Origin of the sequence: Lolliginicoccus lacisalsi (assembly GCF_014841105.1) — a bacterium.
Taxonomy (GTDB): Bacteria; Actinomycetota; Actinomycetes; order Mycobacteriales; family Mycobacteriaceae; genus Lolliginicoccus; species Lolliginicoccus lacisalsi.
This window is the reverse complement of sequence record NZ_JACYWE010000003.1, coordinates 256,104-271,192: the sequence shown is the minus strand read 5'-3', so window position 1 is coordinate 271,192 and position 15,089 is coordinate 256,104. Positions and strand designations below refer to the sequence as shown.

The 15,089-nt window shown below is 70.1% G+C and carries 14 protein-coding genes; 13 read left to right on the top strand and 1 reads right to left on the bottom strand.

Annotated elements, in window-relative coordinates:
* The first annotated feature begins 4 nt into the window (after positions 1–4).
* The gene (gene car, locus HT102_RS06935) at positions 5–3,445 is read left to right on the top strand and encodes a carboxylic acid reductase (RefSeq protein ID WP_192038668.1); all 3,441 of its coding nucleotides are present in this window, start codon (positions 5–7) and stop codon (positions 3,443–3,445) included.
* 121 nt (positions 3,446–3,566) lie between these two features.
* Here car and HT102_RS06930 read toward each other — a convergent pair whose 3' ends face one another.
* Positions 3,567–4,115: a M23 family metallopeptidase gene (locus HT102_RS06930; protein ID WP_408611319.1), complete on the bottom strand. Its 549-nt coding sequence runs from the start codon at positions 4,113–4,115 to the stop codon at positions 3,567–3,569.
* 155 nt (positions 4,116–4,270) lie between these two features.
* Here HT102_RS06930 and HT102_RS06925 point away from each other — a divergent pair, with 155 nt between their 5' ends.
* The 12 genes from HT102_RS06925 to nuoK all read left to right on the top strand — a co-directional run bounded on the left by HT102_RS06925 (position 4,271) and on the right by nuoK (position 15,087).
* On the top strand, positions 4,271–4,699 hold the full coding sequence (locus HT102_RS06925; protein ID WP_192038835.1) for a response regulator transcription factor: 429 nt from the start codon (positions 4,271–4,273) through the stop codon (positions 4,697–4,699).
* Positions 4,700–4,903: 204 nt separating this feature from the next.
* Positions 4,904–5,269, top strand: coding sequence for an NADH-quinone oxidoreductase subunit A (locus tag HT102_RS06920; protein ID WP_192038667.1), 366 nt, complete (start codon positions 4,904–4,906; stop codon positions 5,267–5,269).
* A 24-nt stretch (positions 5,270–5,293) separates the two neighbouring features.
* Positions 5,294–5,848, top strand: coding sequence for a NuoB/complex I 20 kDa subunit family protein (locus HT102_RS06915; protein WP_192038666.1), 555 nt, complete (start codon positions 5,294–5,296; stop codon positions 5,846–5,848).
* Positions 5,845–6,513, top strand: coding sequence for an NADH-quinone oxidoreductase subunit C (locus HT102_RS06910; RefSeq protein ID WP_192038665.1), 669 nt, complete (start codon positions 5,845–5,847; stop codon positions 6,511–6,513). The genes HT102_RS06915 and HT102_RS06910 overlap by 4 nt, the downstream gene beginning before the upstream one ends.
* Positions 6,510–7,820, top strand: coding sequence for an NADH dehydrogenase (quinone) subunit D (gene nuoD, locus HT102_RS06905; RefSeq protein WP_192038664.1), 1,311 nt, complete (start codon positions 6,510–6,512; stop codon positions 7,818–7,820). Before HT102_RS06910 ends, nuoD begins: the two co-directional genes overlap by 4 nt.
* The gene (gene nuoE, locus HT102_RS06900; RefSeq protein WP_192038663.1) at positions 7,817–8,533 is read left to right on the top strand and encodes an NADH-quinone oxidoreductase subunit NuoE; all 717 of its coding nucleotides are present in this window, start codon (positions 7,817–7,819) and stop codon (positions 8,531–8,533) included. The genes nuoD and nuoE overlap by 4 nt, the downstream gene beginning before the upstream one ends.
* Positions 8,530–9,864: an NADH-quinone oxidoreductase subunit NuoF gene (gene nuoF / locus HT102_RS06895; protein ID WP_192038662.1), complete on the top strand. Its 1,335-nt coding sequence runs from the start codon at positions 8,530–8,532 to the stop codon at positions 9,862–9,864. Before nuoE ends, nuoF begins: the two co-directional genes overlap by 4 nt.
* The gene (locus HT102_RS06890) at positions 9,861–12,272 is read left to right on the top strand and encodes an NADH-quinone oxidoreductase subunit G (RefSeq protein ID WP_192038661.1); all 2,412 of its coding nucleotides are present in this window, start codon (positions 9,861–9,863) and stop codon (positions 12,270–12,272) included. Before nuoF ends, HT102_RS06890 begins: the two co-directional genes overlap by 4 nt.
* A gap of 14 nt (positions 12,273–12,286) precedes the next feature.
* The gene (gene nuoH / locus HT102_RS06885; RefSeq protein WP_192038834.1) at positions 12,287–13,525 is read left to right on the top strand and encodes an NADH-quinone oxidoreductase subunit NuoH; all 1,239 of its coding nucleotides are present in this window, start codon (positions 12,287–12,289) and stop codon (positions 13,523–13,525) included.
* Positions 13,518–14,042, top strand: coding sequence for an NADH-quinone oxidoreductase subunit NuoI (gene nuoI, locus HT102_RS06880; RefSeq protein WP_192038660.1), 525 nt, complete (start codon positions 13,518–13,520; stop codon positions 14,040–14,042). The genes nuoH and nuoI overlap by 8 nt, the downstream gene beginning before the upstream one ends.
* Complete coding sequence (locus HT102_RS06875) at positions 14,039–14,791, top strand: NADH-quinone oxidoreductase subunit J (RefSeq protein ID WP_192038659.1); 753 nt, start codon at positions 14,039–14,041, stop codon at positions 14,789–14,791. Before nuoI ends, HT102_RS06875 begins: the two co-directional genes overlap by 4 nt.
* A complete protein-coding gene (nuoK, locus tag HT102_RS06870; protein ID WP_192038658.1) occupies positions 14,788–15,087 on the top strand; it encodes an NADH-quinone oxidoreductase subunit NuoK in 300 nt (99 codons plus the stop codon). Before HT102_RS06875 ends, nuoK begins: the two co-directional genes overlap by 4 nt.
* Positions 15,088–15,089 lie beyond the last annotated feature (2 nt).

Here is a 15,089-nt window from a genome sequence, read left to right as displayed (position 1 = left end):
CGCTATGACAGGGACCGCACGAACAGCCACCGCCACATCCACCACGGCGCGATCGGCGGCTGGAACCACCACGCCAGGTCCCGCCGAGACGGTCGCCGCGCTCCTCCACCACCACGCAGACCGGCCCGCGCTCGGCGACCGCGAACGGATCGCCCACACCGACCCCACCACCGGCGAGCAGCACGTCACCCTGCAGCCCCGGTTCACCACCGTCACCTTCCGCGAGCTGGCCGAACGCATCACCAGCCTCGCCGCCCACTGGAGCGCCACCCCCGCGCTACAGCCGGGCGACATGGTCGCGGTCATCGGGTTCGCCAGCATCGACTACACCGTCATCGATCTCGCCATCACCCATCTCGGCGCGGTGAGCGTGCCCCTCCAGGCGGATGCGCCGGTGCCACAGCTGGCCGCGATCCTGGCGGAGACCGAGCCTCGGATCCTCGCCACCAGCATCAACAACCTCGGCAAGGCCGCCGAGCTCGCGCGCGCCACGCCCTCGATCGAGCAGGTCATCATCTTCGACGTCCTGCCCGGACTCGCGAGCCACGAGCAATCTATCGCCCGGCTCCGCGCGGACGGCACGATCAATGTCCTCGCCCTCACCGACGCGATCGCCCGTGGCGCCGAGCGGCCGAAGCCTCCCCCGTTCCGGCCCGCCCCGGGCGAGGAACCGCTCGCGCTGCTGATCTACACCTCCGGCAGCACCGGCACCCCCAAGGGCGCGATGTACACCACCCGCATGCTCGCGCACCTGTGGGCCGAGCCGGACGACGAGGACTCCGATCCCGCTCCCCCGGCCTACTTGCACTACATGCCGATGAGCCATGTGTACGGGCGCATGTGGCTGCTGCGCGGCCTCGCGCTCGGCGGCACCGGCTTCTTTGCTGCCGCCCCGGACATGTCCACCTTGTTCGAGGACCTCGCGCTCGTCCGCCCCACCGCGGTCAACCTGGTGCCCCGCGTGGCGGAGCTGCTCCACCAGCGCTACCGGGCCGCGGCGCGCCGGGCGGGGATCACCAGCACCGACGCTTTTGAGGTGAACGATGCGCTGGCCACCGCGACCAGGCAGGCCATGCTCGGCGACCGGTTGCAGCATGCCGTCGTGGGCAGCGCGCCGCTCACCCCGGAGCTGCGCCGCTTCCTCAAGGGCTTCCTCGCGGTTCCGCTGCGCGACGGCTACGGGTCGACGGAGACCAGCGGCGGGGTGGTCACCAATACGGTGGTGATGCGCCCTCCCGTCCTGGACTACAAGCTCGTCGACGCGCCGGAGCTCGGCTACCTCACGACGGACGAGCCGCATCCGCGGGGCGAGCTGCTCATCAAGGCCACCACGGTGTTCCCCGGCTACTACCGGCGCCCCGACGCGACCGCGCAGGTCTTCGACGAGGACGGCTTCTACCGCACCGGCGATATCGTCGCGGAGATCGCCCCCGACCGGCTGGTGTATGTCGATCGCCGCAATAACGTGCTGAAGCTCGCGCAGGGCGAGTTCGTGGCGATCGCCCGCCTTGAGGCGCTGTACTCCGCGAGCCCGCTGATCGATCAGGTGTTTCTCTACGGCAACAGCGCGCGCTCCTACCTGCTTGCCGTGGTCGAGCCCAGCGAGCAGGCCCGTGCGCGGCCGGGCGCGATCCCCGAGACCCTGCGCGCGGCGTTCGAGGAGGTCGCGGAGCGGCACGAGCTCGCCGCCTACGAGGTGCCCCGCGAGATCGTCCTCGCGGACGAGCCCTTCACCACCGCCAATGGCCTGCTCACCGGTATTGGCAAGCTGGCGCGGCCGAGGTTGGCCGAGCTCTATGGGCCGCGGCTCGAGGATCTGTACGTGCAGCTCGACACCACCGAGATCGACCAGGTAGCGAGCTTGCGGGAGCAGCGGGACCACCGTCCCGTCGTTGAGGTGCTGCTCGATCTGGTGCAGGCACGGATCGGCTCCGCCGAGGCGGATGTGCCCTTCACGGATCTGGGTGGCGACTCCCTCGCAGCGATGTCGGTGGCGACCGGCATCGAGGAGATCTACGACCTCGCCATTGCCGTGCACGAGATCATCAGCCCGACTGCCACTCTCGCTAGCCTCGCCGCGCGCATCGAGCAACAGCGAACAACCGCGCCGGGCGATTCGGTGTTCAGCGCGATTCACGGGCACCGGCCAGCCGTGACCCGCGCGTCGGACATCCAGCTCGCCAAGCTGCTCGACGCCACGACGCTGCGTTCCGCCACCGATCTGCCGCTGGCCACCGGAGAACCACGAACGGTACTGCTCACCGGTGCGACTGGCTATCTCGGCAGGTTCGTGTGCCTCGAGTACCTCGAGCAGCTCGCCACCACCGGCGGAACGCTCATCTGCCTGGTGCGCGGCCGCGATGAGACGGACGCCCGCGCCCGTCTCGATGCCGCGTTCGACAGCGGCGACCCGGAGCTGCTCGCCCACTACCAGGAGCTTGCCACCGATCATCTCGAGGTCATCGCTGGCGATGCCGCGGCACCCCGGTTCGGGCTAGCCAGTCACCAGTGGCTCGACCTCGCGCGACGCACCGACCTGATCGTCCACGTCGCCGCGCTCGTCAACCATGTGCTGCCCTACCCCGAGCTGTTCGAGCCGAACGTGATCGGCACCGCCCGCGTGATCGAGCTCGCCGCAACCACCACCCGCAAGCCCGTGCACTTCCTTTCCACCGTCGCCGTCACCCTCCTCGACGACGGCAGCCGCCTTGCCGAGGATTCCGATATCCGCGAGGCCAGCCCCGCCCGGGCGGTGAGCGACGGATACGCCAACGGGTACGCCACTAGCAAATGGGCCAGCGAGGTGCTGCTGCGGGAGGCGCACGAGCATCTCGGCATTCCCGTCACCGTGTTCCGCTCCGGCATGATCCTCGCCCATTCGCGCTACACGGGGCAGCTCAACGTGCCGGACAACTTCACCCGGCTGCTGCTCAGCGTCCTCGCCACCGGCCTCGCGCCAGGATCGTTCTACCGGCGCGGCCCAGCAGCACAGCGCGCGCACTACGACGGGATCCCCGTCGACTTCACTGCCGCGGCCGTGCGTCGGCTCGGGCAGGCCGCGGGCGACAGCTACCGCACGTTCAACGTGCTCAGCACTCACGACGACGGCATCTCCCTCGACACCTTCATCGACTGGCTCATCGAGGACGGGCACCCCATCACCCGCATCGACGACCACCGCGCATGGGTCGCCAGGATCAGCGCGGCGATGGAGGCCCTTCCCGAGCAGCAGCGCCAGCACACGGTGCTGCCCTTGATGCACGCCTACCAGCGGCCCGCTACCTCGCATGCCGAGGATCCGGTGCTCACCGCGCGGTTCCGGGAAGCCATCGCCCAGCATGGCGTGGCGGGCCAGCACGCGGTCCCGAGCCTCGACCACGCGCTGATCAGCAAGTACGCCCGCGATCTCGCCGCGCTCGGGCTGCTCAGGATGCCAGCGCGGTAGTGGCTCTCGCGGTGCCCCGCCCGCTAGTGGAAACCTTTCCCGGTGGGAGCGGGGAAAGTTTCCACTGAGGGCGCGGTGGCTGGGAGCGGGCAACAGCCAGCCCACCGAGCCCCCCCGCCGATCAGTACGTCGGCAGTGCCCGGGAGATGAGCCAGCCCTGGGGGTCCATGGAGCGGCCGAGAGGGTCGCGGACCTCGAAGTGGAGGTGCGGGCCGGTGGAGTGGCCGCGGTTGCCGACGGTGGCGATCTGCTGGCCGGCGAATACGGGCTGGCCGGGTGCGACGAAGTACCGGTCGATGTGGCCGTAGACGGTGACGGTGCCGTCGAGGTGACGGATGCGGACCCATTGGCCGAAGCCGCTGGCGGGGCCGACGTCGGTGACAACGCCTGGCCCGGCGGCGAAGACGGGGGTACCGATGGGGGCGGCGATGTCGACGCCTTCGTGGAAGCGCCCCCAGCGGGGACCATATCCGGAGGTGAGGACGCCGACCGCGGGCTGCGCGGCCCAGGGAAGGGAAACGGCTTGCCCGAATCCCGCGGAGCCGGTGTCGAAGGGCAGGGATTGCGCGGTTGCGCCGCCTGCTGCGACGAACGGTGCCATGGTGCCGATGAGGATGGCACCGGCGGCGATGAGGGCACGGCGGGGACTGGCGTGGCGGCGGGAGCGCAAGAGTTGACCTCCGGGTGACGGGACCGGATCGCTGGTGTGGTGCGCGATCGGGCCCGGGTATGGAAAAGGAACCGTTATCAGAGCGTTACCTTAGCGGAGGTTTGCCCCCCAATGTGGCGGCACGCCGTGAGCGGCGAAGCATTAGGCTCGTGATTGTGATCCCTACCACTTCCGAATCCTCGTCCCCGGGTCCGCGCGTTCTGCTCTACAGCGACGATCGCTCGATCCGCGACCGAGCCCGCGCGGCGCTGGGCCCCCGGTTGCTGCCCGGGTCCGCCGCGACCGAGCACGTGGAGGTGGCGACGGCCGACGCCGCGGTGGCCGGGGTGGAGCGCGGGATGATCGATCTGGTGATCGCCGATGGCGAGACGGCGCCCCTGGGCGGGATGGGGCTGGCCCGGCAGTTGCGTGATGAGATCACGCAGTGCCCGCCGATCATCGTGCTGCTCGGCCGCCGCGACGATCGCTGGCTGGCGCGCTGGTCGGGGGCGGATGGCGCGGTGCCGCTGCCGGTGGATCCGTTCGAGCTGTCGCAGCTGGCCGTTGAGCTAGTGGAAGCGCGCACCGGGGTCGGCGCCAGCTAAGCCACGCGCGGCACTTCCGGGTTCCTCGTGCGCCAATCCTGCTGTGGGCGAACAAGGTCGGTGACACGCCATGGCAAGCGCCCGTCGCAAAAGCATGCAGGGTCACCGCCTTGACGGCTACCCTGAGAGCTAGATCACAATCCGTGGTGATGCCGGTGCGGCACTACCGGGGAGCCAGGCTCGCGGCGAGGGGAGTTCAGGCACATGGGCACGCTGGTCCCGATCCTCGTCCTGGGCGCGATAGCGGCGGCATTCGCGTTGGTCTCCGCGGCCATGGGCTCGCTGCTGGGCCCGAGCCGCCGCAATCAGGCGAAGCTCGAGGCCTACGAGTGCGGCATCGAGCCCGTGCCGCCCCCGGCAATGCCAGGCCGTGGCCGGTTCTCGGTGAAGTACTACCTGACGGCGATGCTCTTCATCATCTTCGGCGTGGAGATCGTGTTCCTGTACCCGTGGGCGGTCCACTTCGATGAGCTGGGCTTGTTCGGCCTCGCCGCGATGGGATTGTTCCTGGTCAACGTGTCGGTCGCTTATGTGTACGAGTGGCGGCGCGGCGGGCTCAGCTGGGACTAGCGGGAGCAAGAGGAGGTACGGCGCATGGGCTTGGAGGAGAAGGTTCCGGGCGGGTTCCTGCTGACCACGGTCGAGCGGGCCGCGGGGTATGCCCGCAAGGGCTCGTTGTGGCCGGCGACGTTCGGGCTGGCGTGCTGCGCGATCGAGATGATGGCCACCTCGGGCGGCAAGTTCGATATCGCCCGCTTCGGGATGGAGGCGTTCCGCGCGTCGCCGCGGCAGGCCGACCTGATGATCGTGGCTGGGCGGGTGAGCCAGAAGATGGCCCCCGTGCTGCGCCAGGTGTATGACCAGATGGTCGAGCCGAAGTGGGTGCTCGCGATGGGTGTGTGCGCGTCATCGGGCGGGATGTTCAACAACTACGCGATCGTTCAGGGCGTGGACCACGTCGTGCCCGTCGATATCTACCTGCCGGGCTGCCCGCCGCGCCCCGAGATGCTGCTGCACGCGATCATCGCGCTGCACGACAAGATCGGCGACATGCCGCTGGGGTCGAACAGGGCCGAGGCGGTCCGGGCGGCGGAGCAGGCCGCGATGGCCCAGAAGCCGCTGATCGAGCTGAAGGGGATGCTTCGATGAGCGGCGGCGAGCGGATCCGTTCCCTGCGTGGCATGTTCGGCGCGCGCGGCAGCGGCGATACGTCGGGCTACGGGCGGCTCGAACGGACGGTGGAACTGCCCGGTGGCGCCCAGCGCCCGTATGGCGGCTGGTTCGACGAGGCCATCGACGCCCTCGAGGCAGCACTGTCGGAGCATGAGGTGGCGCTCGCCGATGCTGTGGAGCGGGTGGATACCGATCACGGGGAGCTGTCGCTGGAGGTGCGCCGCGAGCACTTGCCGGTGGTGGCGCGCGCGCTGCGCGATGACCCGGCGCTGCGGTTCGAGCTGAGCCTCGGGGTGAGCGGGGTGCACTATCCGGAGGACGCGGGCCGCGAGCTGCACGCTGTGTACCCGCTGCTGTCGATCACGCACAACCGTCGGCTGCGGCTGGAGGTGGCGGCCCCCGACGCGGATCCGCGCATCCCGTCGGTGACCGCGGTGTATCCGACGTGCGACTGGCACGAGCGCGAGACCTACGACTTCTTCGGCATCGTGTTCGAGGGCCATCCGGACCTGGTGCGCATCGAGATGCCCGACGACTGGGAGGGCCATCCGCAGCGCAAGGACTATCCGCTCGGTGGCGTGCCGATCGAGTACAAGGGCGCGACGATCCCGCCGCCGGACGAGCGGAGGGCGTATTCATGACGGATGGCTTCATGACGGATGGCGAATCGGTGCACGTGGCCGCCGGGCAGGATTGGGATGACATCGTCGAGGCCGTCAACGACGCGGGCGGCGAGCGGATCGTCGTCAACATGGGTCCGCAGCATCCGTCCACCCATGGCGTGCTGCGGCTGATCCTCGAGATCGAGGGCGAGACCGTCACCGAGGCGCGCTGCGGCATCGGCTACCTGCACACGGGCATCGAGAAGAACCTGGAGCATCGCACCTGGACGCAGGGAGTCACGTTCGTCACCCGCATGGACTACCTGTCGCCGTTCTTCAACGAGACGGCGTACTGCCTGGGCGTGGAGCGGCTCCTCGGCATCGAGGACGACATCCCGGAGCGGGCCAGCGTGATCCGCGTGATGCTCATGGAGCTCAACCGCATCTCCTCGCACCTCGTGGCGCTCGGCACCGGCGGGCTCGAGCTCGGCGCGATGTCCCCGATGCTGTACAGCTTCCGCGAGCGCGAGCTCATCCTCGAGGTGTTCGAGCACATCACGGGCCTGCGCATGAACCACGCGTACATCCGCCCCGGCGGCGTGGTGGCGGACCTGCCCGACGACGCGGTGGAGAAGGTCCGCGAGCTGCTGCGCGTCCTGCCCGGGCGCTTGCGGGACCTCGAGCTGCTGCTCAACGACAATCCGATCTGGCGGTCGCGCACCGTCGGCATCGGCTACCTCGACCTGGCCGGTTGCATGGCGCTGGGCATGACCGGGCCCGTCCTGCGCGCCACCGGGCTGCCCCATGACCTGCGCAAATCACAGCCCTACTGCGGCTACGAGGACTACGAGTTCGACGTCATGACCGAGAATGGCTGCGACTGCTACGGCCGCTACCTGATCCGCGTCAACGAGATGAACGAGTCGCTGAAGATCGTCGAGCAGTGCCTGGACAAGCTGCGGCCCGGGCCAGTGATGGTGGCGGACAAGAAGATCGCCTGGCCCGCCCAGCTATCGCTCGGCCGCGATGGGCTCGGCAACTCGCTGGAGCACATCCGCACCATCATGGGCGACGACATGGAATCGCTGATCCACCACTTCAAGCTCGTCACCGAAGGCTTCCGCGTCCCGCCCGGCCAGACCTACATCGCGGTCGAGTCACCGCGCGGCGAGCTCGGCGTGCACATGGTCTCCGACGGCGGCACCCGCCCCTACCGGGTGCACTACCGCGACCCGTCGTTCACCAACCTGCAGGCCGTCTCGGCGATGTGCGAGGGCGGCATGGTCGCCGACGTGATCGCCTCCGTGGCGAGCATCGACCCCGTGATGGGGGGCGTGGACCGATGAGCTCCGATCCGATCCTCTTGCCCCTCGGCCAGCGTCCCGCCATCGACCTGCCCGGGCCCACCACCTATCCGGCCGAGACCGAGCAGCGCCTCGAGCGCGACGCCGCTACCCTCATCTCCCGCTACCCCCAGGCCCGTTCCGGGCTGATCCCGCTGCTGCACCTCGTGCAGTCCGAGGACGGCCACCTCACTCCCGCCGGCATCGGGTTCTGCGCACGCGCGCTCGGGCTCACCGAGGCCGAGGTGATGGCGGTGGCGACGTTCTACAGCATGTTCCGCCGCGCCCCTACCGGCGAGTACCTCGTCGGGGTGTGCACGAACACGCTGTGCGCGGTGATGGGCGGCGACGCGATCCACGAGGCACTGCGCGAGCACCTCGGCGTCGACCACGGCGGGACCACGCCGGACGGGATGGTCACCCTCGAGCATGTGGAGTGCAACGCGGCCTGCGACTACGCGCCCGTGGTGATGGTCAACTGGGAGTTCCTCGACAACCAGACCCCCGCATCGGCGCGCGAGCTCGTCGACGCGCTGCGCTCCGGGGAGACCGTGACGCCCCCGCGCGGCGCCACGCTGTGCACGTTCAAGCAGGCCGCCCGGATCCTCGCGGGATTCGATGACGAGCAGCCCGGCACGGTCGAGGCGCCCCGCCCCGGGGCCCCCACCCTCGCGGGATTGCGTGCCGCGCGCCGCGACGGAGGAGACGAGCGATGAGCAAGCCCACTCCGCTGGTCCCCGTGCTGAGCGAGCACTGGGACGAGCCCCGGTCCTGGACGCTGGAGGCCTACCGGCGCCACGGGGGCTACGAGGGCCTCGCCGCCGCGCTGGCCATGGATCCGGACGAGGTGATCGCCACCGTCAAGGCAGCGGGCCTGCGCGGGCGCGGCGGGGCAGGCTTCCCCACTGGCATGAAGTGGTCGTTCATCCCACAGGTGCCCCAGAAGGACGGCGCTGGCAAGGATGCTGCCGACAAGCCGCACTACCTGGTCATCAATGCGGACGAGTCCGAGCCGGGGACGTGCAAGGACATGCCGCTGATGCTGCACGAGCCGCACGTGCTGATCGAGGGCGCGATCATCGCCGCCTACGCGATCCGCGCCCGTCACGCATTCATCTCCGTGCGCGGCGAGGTGCTGTCGGTGATCCGTCGGCTTCGTGCTGCCGTCGCCGAGGCGTATGCCGCTGGCCTGCTGGGCCCGGGCGCGCGCTACCCGATGGAACTAGTGGTGCACGCCGGAGCGGGGGCGTACATCTGCGGCGAGGAGACCGCGCTGCTCGATTCGCTGGAGGGTCGGCGCGGGCAGCCGCGCCTGCGGCCACCCTTCCCCGCGGTGGCGGGCCTGTACGCCGCGCCGACGGTGGTCAACAATGCCGAGTCCATCGCGAGCGTGCCGGCCATCCTGCGCCGCGGCGTGGACTGGTTTCGCTCGATGGGCAGCGAGAAGTCCCCCGGATTCACCTTGTACTCGCTGTCGGGGCATGTCACCCGGCCAGGGCAGTACGAGGCGCCGCTCGGCATCACCCTGCGCGAGCTGCTCGACCACGCGGGCGGCATCCGCGCCGGGCACCGGCTCAAGTTCTGGACACCGGGCGGCTCCTCGACCCCGCTGTTCACCGAGGAGCATCTTGACGTGCCGCTCGACTACGAGGCCGTCGCAGCGGCGGGCTCCATGCTCGGCACCAAGGCACTGCAGATCTTCGACGACACCACCTGCGTGGTCCGGGCGGTGCTGCGCTGGACCGAGTTCTACAAGCACGAGTCGTGCGGCAAGTGCACGCCCTGCCGCGAGGGCACCTACTGGCTGGTGCAGGTGCTGCGCGGGCTCGAGGACGGCACCGGCAGCCCCGCGGACGTGGACCTGTTGCTCGATATCACCAGCACCATCGCGGGCAAGTCGTTCTGCGCGCTCGGCGATGGCGCCACCAGCCCGATCATCTCGTCGGTCCGGTTGTTCCGCGACGAGTATCTCGAGCACCTGCGCCACGGCGGATGCCCGTTCGATCACCACCGGTCCACGCTCTTCGCGGAGGCGACTGCACCATGACCCATGCCAGGACCAACGAGGAGACCAGCACCCGCGACCCGGGTCTCGTGCACGTCACCATCGACGGCACAGGCGTGGATGTGCCGCCGGGCACGCTGATCATCCGGGCCGCCGAGCAGATGGGCGTCGCGATCCCCCGGTTCTGCGACCACCCGTTGCTCGACCCGGCGGGCGCGTGCCGGCAGTGCATCGTTGAGGTGGAGGGCCAGCGCAAGCCCGTCGCGTCCTGCACGATGCCGGTTACCGACGGCATGGTCGTCCACACCCAGCACTCCTCGGTGGAGGCCGCCTCGGCGCAGCGCGGCGTGATGGAGCTGCTCCTGATCAATCATCCCCTCGACTGCCCGGTATGCGACAAGGGCGGCGAGTGCCCGCTGCAGAACCAGGCCCTGTCCGCTGGCCGCTCCGAGACGCGCTTCACCGGCACCAAGCGCACCTTCCCCAAGCCGATCCCGTTGTCCGAGCAGGTGCTGCTCGACCGCGAGCGGTGCGTGCTGTGCGCGCGCTGCACCCGCTTCGCGCAGCAGATCGCCGGGGACCCACTGATCGATATGGTGGAGCGCGGCTCCCAGCAGCAGGTTGGCATCAGCACCGAGGAGCCCTTCGACTCCTACTTCTCCGGCAATACCATCCAGATCTGCCCCGTCGGGGCGCTCACCAGCGCCACCTACCGCTTCCGGGCGCGTCCCTATGACCTGGTGTCCACCCCCAGCGTGTGCGAGCACTGCGCGAGTGGCTGCGCCCAGCGGACCGATCATCGCCGCGGCACCGTGATGCGCCGCCTCGCCGGGGATGACCCGGACGTCAATGAGGAATGGAACTGCGACAAGGGCCGGTTCGCGTTCACCTACGCCACCGAGGCCGATCGCATCACGAGCCCCCTGGTGCGCGGCAGCGACGGGGAACTGCACGAGGCGTCCTGGCCGGAGGCGCTCGCCGTGGCCGCGCGGGGACTCGCCGCCGGGCCAGCCGGGGTGCTCGTGGGCGGGCGGGCCACTATCGAGGATGCCTACGCCTACAGCAAGCTCGCCCGGCTCGTGCTCGGCACCAACGACATCGACATGCGCGCACGGCCGCACTCGCGGGAGGAAGCGGGTTTCCTCGCGCGGCGCATCGCGGGCATCGGCACGGCCAGCTATGCCGACCTCGATGCCGCCCCGGCCGTGCTGCTCGTGGCGCACGAGCCCGAGGAGGAATCCCCGATCGTGTTCCTGCGGCTGCGCCGCAACGCGCGCGCCCGCGGGCTGCCCGTCTTCTCGATCGCCCCGTTCGCCTCGCCGGGCCTGCGCAAGCTGTCCGGCACGCTGCTGCCCACCATCCCCGGTGACGAGGCCGCGACCCTCGCCGAGCTCGGCCGGGGTGGCGCTGCCGGGGCCCAGCTGCGGCAGCCCGGCGCGGTCATCCTCGTCGGTGAGCGCGCCGCCGCCATCCCAGGAGCCCTCACCGCCGCGGAGCGGCTCGCCGACGAGACCGGAGCGATCCTCGCGTGGGTCCCGCGCCGCGCCGGGGAACGTGGCGCGCTCGAGGCGGGCGCCCTGCCGGGGCTGCTGCCCGCCGGGCATCCCGTGGCCGACCCCGACGCCCGCCGCGCCGTCGCTGGGCTGTGGAAAGTACCGGACCTGCCGCGCGAGGCGGGCCGCGACACCAGCGGCATCCTGGACGCGGCCGCGCGCGGCACGCTGCATGGCCTGCTCGTCGGCGGTGTCGATCCGCATGACCTGCCTGATCCCGCCGCGGCGCTCAGCGCGATCGACCGGGCCGGGTTCGTCGCGAGCATCGAGATCCGCCACAGCGCCGTCACCGCCAGGGCCGATGTGGTGCTGCCCAGCGCCGTGGTCGCGGAGAAAGCAGGCACCTTCCTCACCTGGGAGGGCCGCCCGCGCGGCTTCGGGGCCGCGCTGCGCGATACCGGCATGCTGCCCGACCATCGGATCGTCGATGCGCTCGCTGCCACCATGCGGCGCCCCCTCGGCCTGGCTACCACGATCGCGGTGCGTACCGAGCTTGATGCCCTGGCGCCGTGGCACGGTGGTCGGGAAGAGCCCGTCGCCCCGGCGCCGCGCCGTGCAGAAGGCACCGCCGCACCGGGCGAGGCGATCCTCGCGAGCTGGCACCTGCTGCTCGACGACGGCCGCATGCAGGACGGCGAGCCGCACCTCGCCGGCACCGCCCATCCCGCTGTCGCGCGCCTCTCCGCCGCTACCGCTCACCAGCTCGGGGCCTCCGACGGGGACCCCATCCGGGTGAGCACCCCGCACGGGGCAATCACGCTGCCGCTGCGCATCACGGACATGCCCGACGCCGTGGCCTGGGTCCCCACCTGCTCCCCGGGCAGCCACCTCCACGCCGAGCTGCACGCCCTGCCCGGTGACCGGGTTCGGCTGGCCCGCGCGGAGGTGGGACCGTGAGCGCGGACCTCAGCATGTTCGGCCAGGATCCCTTGTGGCTAGTCGTCGCGAAATCCCTGGCAGTGTTCCTGTTCCTGCTGCTGACCGCGCTGTTCATGGTGTTGGTCGAGCGCAAGATCATCGCCTGGATGCAGATGCGCATCGGCCCGAACCGGGTCGGTCCGCGAGGGATCCTGCAGAGCCTCGCCGACGGCATCAAGCTCGCGCTCAAGGAAGGCATCTTCCCCACGCAGGCCGACAAGCCCGTGTACTTCCTCGCTCCGGTCATCGCGCTCGCCGCGGCGATCCTCGCATTCGCCGTCATCCCCTTCGGCCCGGTCGTCTCGATCCTCGGCACCACTACGCCGCTGCAACTGACCGACCTACCCGTCGCCGTGCTCTACATCATCGCCGTCACCTCGGTCGGGGTGTATGGCATCGTGCTCGCCGGCTGGTCCTCGGGATCGACATACCCGCTGCTCGGCGGGCTGCGCGCCACCGCCCAGGTGATCTCCTACGAGATCGCGATGGGTTTGTCGTTCGTGGCGGTGTTCGTGCTCGCCGGCACCATGTCCACCTCGGGGATCGTCGCCGCCCAGCAAGGCACCTGGTACATCGTGCTGCTGCTGCCGTCGTTCCTGATCTATGTCACCGCGATGGTGGGCGAGACCAACCGGGCACCGTTCGACCTGCCCGAGGCGGAGGGCGAGCTCGTCGGCGGGTTCCACACCGAGTACTCGTCGCTGCGGTTCGCGATGTTCATGCTCGCCGAGTACATCAACATGGTCACCGTCTCCGCCCTCGCCACCACCTTGTTCCTCGGCGGATGGCGGGCCCCCTGGCCGTTGTCGATCTGGGAGGGCGCCAACACGGGCTGGTGGCCGGTGCTGTGGTTCACCCTCAAGGTGTGGGCGTTCCTGTTCCTGTTCGTCTGGCTGCGCGCCACCCTGCCACGCCTGCGCTACGACCAGTTCATGCGGCTCGGCTGGCAGGTCCTCATCCCCATCTCGCTGGTCTGGGTGATGACCGTGGCGACGGTGCGGGGGCTCTCCACGGCCGGGTATGACACCGCCGCGATGCTCACCATCATCGTCGCGGCCGCGATCGTGGCCTCGGCACCGTGGCTGGCACGCCGCGCCACGACCCGGCGCCCCGATGCCCGCCACGCGACCGCCCCCGATCCCCGTCCCGACCCGTCCGGGGCCGCCAGCCCCGGCGGGTTCCCCGTGCCACCCCTGCCCGTGCCACCGCGCCCCGGAGGCCGTCATGAGTAAGACATTCCTCGGACCGATCCGCGGCTTCGGCGTCACCTTCGGCACCATGTTCGCCAAGCCCAATACCCAGCAGTACCCCGAGGAGAAGGTCCCCACCGCGCCCCGCTACCCCGGTCGCCACCAGCTCAACCGGTACGCGGATGGCCTGGAGAAGTGCATCGGCTGCGAGCTGTGCGCCTGGGCCTGCCCCGCCGACGCCATCTACGTCGAGGGCGCAGACAATACCGACGAGGAGCGCTACTCGCCGGGCGAGCGGTACGGCCGCGTCTACCAGATCAACTTCCTGCGCTGCATCGGCTGCGGACTGTGCATCGAGGCCTGCCCCACCCGGGCGCTGACCATGACCAACGACTACGAGATGGCCGACGACACCCGCACCGGGCTTATCTACGAGAAGCACCAGCTCCTCGCCCCGCTCGAGCCGGGCATGACCCCGGCCCCGCATCCCATGCCGCCCGGCGCCACCGACGAGGACTACTACCGCGGGCACATCACCGGGACGGAGGAGCAGGCATGATCCTTGCCGCCCACGCGGTCAACGCCGAGCCGCTGCTGCGCACCACCACCGGCGAGGCCGTGCAGTTCTGGGTGCTCGCTGCCATCGCCGTGACCGGTGCCATCGGGGTGGTCGCGTCGCGGCGCCCCGTGCACTCGGCACTGTTCCTCGCCACGACGATGATCACCCTCGCCATCCTCTACATCGCCCAGGGCGCCCTGTTCCTCGGTGTCGCGCAGATCGTGGTGTACACCGGCGCGGTGATGATGCTGTTCCTGTTCGTGCTGATGCTCATCGGCGTCGAGTCCTCCGACTCGTTCGACGAGCCCCTGCGCGGGCACCGCATCCTCGGCATCATCGCCAGCGTCGGCTTCGGGCTGCTGCTGATCGCCGGCATCGGCAACGCCACGCTTCCAGAGTTCGTGGGCCTCGACGATGCCAACCAGGACGGCAACGTGCCCGGCCTCGCCGGGCTGCTGTTCCTGCGCTACGTGTGGGTGTTCGAGCTGACCGGGGCGCTGCTGATCATCGCGACGCTCGGCGCGATGCTGCTCGCCCACCGGGAGCTGCACGAGCGCCGCCAGACCCAGCGGGAGATGTCCATCGAGCGGTTCCGCGACGGGCTCCGCGCCACGCCGCGCCCCGCGCCCGGCGTCTACGCGCGCCACAATGCCGTTGACATGCCTGCCCGCCTGCCCGACGGGAGCTATGCGCGGGGCTCCGTCAGCCGCACCCTCCGCCCCCGCGACCCCGAGGAGGAGGAGACGTGAACCCGGCCAACTACCTGTTCCTGTCCGCGCTGCTGTTCGCCATCGGCGCGGGCGGGGTCCTCGTGCGCCGCAACGCCATCGTCATGTTCATGTGCATCGAGCTGATGCTCAACGCCACCAACCTGGCGTTCGTCACGTTCGCGCGCATGCATGGCCACCTCCACGGCCAGGTGTTCGCGTTCCTGACCATGGTGGTGGCGGCGGCCGAGGTGGTGATCGGCCTGGCGATCATCATGGTGATCTTCCGGTCCCGCCAGACCGTGTCCGTCGACGACGCGCACCTGGTGAGGGGCTGATC

What these genes read in the sequence shown, in the direction of transcription:
- car (WP_192038668.1), top strand. Translation starts at nt 5, where the DNA reads ATGACAGGGACCGCACGAACAGCCACCGCCACATCCACCACGGCGCGA.
- HT102_RS06920 (WP_192038667.1), top strand. Translation starts at nt 4,904, where the DNA reads ATGGGCACGCTGGTCCCGATCCTCGTCCTGGGCGCGATAGCGGCGGCA.
- HT102_RS06915 (WP_192038666.1), top strand. Translation starts at nt 5,294, where the DNA reads ATGGGCTTGGAGGAGAAGGTTCCGGGCGGGTTCCTGCTGACCACGGTC.
- HT102_RS06910 (WP_192038665.1), top strand. Translation starts at nt 5,845, where the DNA reads ATGAGCGGCGGCGAGCGGATCCGTTCCCTGCGTGGCATGTTCGGCGCG.
- nuoD (WP_192038664.1), top strand. Translation starts at nt 6,510, where the DNA reads ATGACGGATGGCTTCATGACGGATGGCGAATCGGTGCACGTGGCCGCC.
- nuoE (WP_192038663.1), top strand. Translation starts at nt 7,817, where the DNA reads ATGAGCTCCGATCCGATCCTCTTGCCCCTCGGCCAGCGTCCCGCCATC.
- nuoF (WP_192038662.1), top strand. Translation starts at nt 8,530, where the DNA reads ATGAGCAAGCCCACTCCGCTGGTCCCCGTGCTGAGCGAGCACTGGGAC.
- HT102_RS06890 (WP_192038661.1), top strand. Translation starts at nt 9,861, where the DNA reads ATGACCCATGCCAGGACCAACGAGGAGACCAGCACCCGCGACCCGGGT.
- nuoH (WP_192038834.1), top strand. Translation starts at nt 12,287, where the DNA reads ATGTTCGGCCAGGATCCCTTGTGGCTAGTCGTCGCGAAATCCCTGGCA.
- nuoI (WP_192038660.1), top strand. Translation starts at nt 13,518, where the DNA reads ATGAGTAAGACATTCCTCGGACCGATCCGCGGCTTCGGCGTCACCTTC.
- HT102_RS06875 (WP_192038659.1), top strand. Translation starts at nt 14,039, where the DNA reads ATGATCCTTGCCGCCCACGCGGTCAACGCCGAGCCGCTGCTGCGCACC.